The organism is Mesorhizobium sp. P5_C1 (genome assembly GCF_054049815.1).
Genome location: NZ_JBFULQ010000637.1, coordinates 1 through 2,850, shown reverse-complemented (window position 1 = coordinate 2,850; position 2,850 = coordinate 1). Strand labels below are relative to the sequence as shown.

Annotated in this window: 2 protein-coding genes and 1 pseudogene; 2 read left to right on the top strand and 1 reads right to left on the bottom strand. The window is 60.0% G+C overall.

Features of this window, described 5'->3' with window-relative positions; genetic code table 11:
- Positions 1-768, bottom strand: a pseudogene (locus tag ACXJ7R_RS29205) (phosphomannomutase/phosphoglucomutase); the annotation flags it as partial.
- A gap of 217 nt (positions 769-985) precedes the next feature.
- Here ACXJ7R_RS29205 and ACXJ7R_RS29200 point away from each other — a divergent pair.
- Together ACXJ7R_RS29200 and ACXJ7R_RS29195 are read left to right on the top strand one after the other, a co-directional pair.
- Entirely contained in the window at positions 986-1,321 is a 336-nt protein-coding gene (locus tag ACXJ7R_RS29200; protein ID WP_457154860.1) for a hypothetical protein, read from the top strand.
- A 206-nt stretch (positions 1,322-1,527) separates the two neighbouring features.
- The coding region (locus ACXJ7R_RS29195; RefSeq protein ID WP_457154859.1) for a GumC family protein at positions 1,528-2,850 on the top strand (1,323 nt) is incomplete at its 3' end.

Sequence of the window (2,850 nt, the reverse complement as noted above, 5' to 3'; positions counted from 1 at the left end):
CTCCAGAACCTTGTCCCGGATCGCGTGCAGCATCTGCATGTCTTCGGGATTGGGGTTGTAATGCGGAAAGGTGTGGTCGAGCTCAACGTCCAGCGGGATGACTTCGCAGCCGATGCCTTCCAGCACCTGCGGTGCAAAAGCGCCGGCGGTTCCGTTGCCGCAGGCCGCCACCACCTTCAGCTTTCGGCCGAGGTTCCTTCCGGCAGTCAGGTCTTCGATGTATCTCTCGCGAAATCCGGACACGAATTCATAGCTTCCCCCGCCTATGAGATCGAAATCGCCGTCCAGCACGAGCGCTTTCAAAGCGGTCATCTCGTCGGGCCCGAATGTCAGAGGCCTTTGCGCTCCCATCTTCACGCCGGTCCAGCCGTTCTCGTTGTGGGAGGCCGTCACCATGGCCACCGACGGAGCGTCGAGCGCGAACTGGGCGAAATAAGCGGTGGGAGAAAGTGCCAGGCCGATGTCCTTGACGCGCGCGCCGGCCGCCATCAGGCCGGAGACCAGCGCCATCTTGATCGCCATGGAATAGCTGCGGAAATCATGGCCAGTGACGATGTCCGGGCCAACGCCCATTCGGCGGATCAGGGTGCCGAGCCCCATGCCGATCGCCTGCACGCCCATCAGATTGAGTTCGGGTTCTTTGTCCGAACCTGGCTGCCCGAACCACCAGCGCGCGTCGTATTCCCGGAAGCCAGTGGCTTTGACCAGGGCGCTGGTTTCGAAGGCGAATGTGTTTGGCCTGGCTTGGCCGACTATGGTCACGGTCACGGTTTCCGCTCAGCAGTTACAGGCGAATAGTCCTAGCACGCTGCCGGACGCAGCCCCCTTCATGAATTCGAGTAGCCCTAACGCGCTGGTTTGCACCCCCTCATCCAATAGGAGCATGACCGCCGATGGCCGAAAGGATGTCTCGTCCAGGCAATGGGGTCTTGTATTCTATAAGGTGCGTCCTGCTCGGGCGCCGACGAGAAAGGTGGGCTGCAAGATGCCGCTGACCGCATTCAAGTACCCGTTCCGCGAGGATGTCGACGAAAGGCGGTTCGGTCGCCTGGCTCGGCTTCTCGAGCTCATTCAAGTGGAAATCGAAAGGGAATCCGCGGCACTGCGTCCGTCCGTGGAAAGGATGACGGACTGCGCCGCGTTCGCTTTGGAGGCCATGGAAAATGGCGAGAGCCCCGAATGCATATCCGAGCGGATCGATTCCCTTGCGCGCGACCTGGCACTCAGCCGCGGACGGCAGGCCTTGCTGGAACAGCAGAAGTCTTTTGTCGACAGGACCAGAGCAGGGCTGCCGGGCATTCTCCCTTCCCATAGGGCGTAGGTCCCTACGCCAATTGGCGGCGTTTAACCTTCCCTGACGCAGGCGTAATCTTTTCGCGGCAAGTCTGGGATCGAGGGGCCTCAGCTTTCAATGAAAACATCGGCTGAATGTCATCGACCGCCAGCATGGGGACCGCCTGCATGGGAACCGCCTGCATGGGGACGGCGTGCGCGCAGGATTTCCCGCACRCCTGCAGGAGAATTTGAATGAACCGCATGTTTCCCAATCAATGGCCTCCGGCAGCGGACCAGCAGGCTTCCGTCAGTCAGGAGTTTATTGGCCTCTCCGACATAACCGAATTTCTGCGGCACTACGTTGGAACCATCTTCGCCTGCCTTGCTGCGGCTCTCTTGGTGGCCGGGTTCTACAATTCGACCACCGACCCAACTTTCATCGCCAGCGCGCAGATTCTGATCGAGCCGAAATTGCCACAACACTTGCAGGAGGGTGGCGAAGTAGATCTGTCGTTGGACACCGCCCAGGTGGAAAGCCAGATAGCAGTGATGCAGTCGGAAAAGATCGCCGCGATGGTCCTCGACCAGTTGAAACTCGTCGACGACCCCCAGTTCAACCGTCCGCAGACTCCGACTTTGCGGGAGAGATTCAAGAAGATAGGATCAGTCCTGCTCGATGCTTCCGAGCTTAGGAAGAGCGCCTGGCTGACGTCGCTTGCGCAGCATTTTGGCCAAGGCGTGCCTGAAACACCCGTGACGCTGACCGATTACCAAAAGTCCCGGCGCAGCATGTTGATTTTCCGCAACGGCCTCGACGTCCGCAGAGTCGGCGTTTCCTACGCGATAGACATATCCTTCACCTCTCTCGATGCCGAAGGTGCAGCCAAGGTTGCGAACGCCACGGCCGATGCCTTCGTGCGTGAGCAGATCGAAACCAAGGCCGACGCGGCAAGGGAAGGCGGCGCGTGGCTCGAGATGCGCCTTAAGCAACTGCGCACCCAGATGAACGAGGCCATGGCGAAGGCGCAAGAGTTCCGGTCACGGCACGACTACAGCGTCGGCGGTGAAGCCACGGACGAAGGTGGGGCGAACGCAGTGCCGACGCTCGAAGAACTCGAGGTGACTGCTGAAACTTACCAGAAGATGTACGAGAGCTTCCTGCAGGCCTACACCAACTCGGTAAGCCAGCAGTCGTACCCGGTCGCCGACGCAAGGGTGATCACAGCTGCGACGGCGCCGCTCTATCCGAGCACTCCAAGGCCGAAGCTGATGCTGGCCTTCGCGGCGGTTGCCGGCCTCATTTTCGGCATCGGACTTTCGTTTGTGAGGCATACGTTCGACTGGACCATCAGGTCAGCACGACTCATCCGGGAGAATTTGGGTGTCGAATGCGTCGGAGAGCTGCCGCCCACCACCAAGAGAAGGGAATCCGGCCACCTCGACGAAGTCGCAAGATATCCGCACTCCAGATACAGCCACAGTCTCAGGAAAGTGCGAACCGAAATCAGCCTTGCGGAAACCAGCCGCCCGATCAAGTTGCTTGGGCTGACGGCTGTATCCAACGACAGTTCGAAG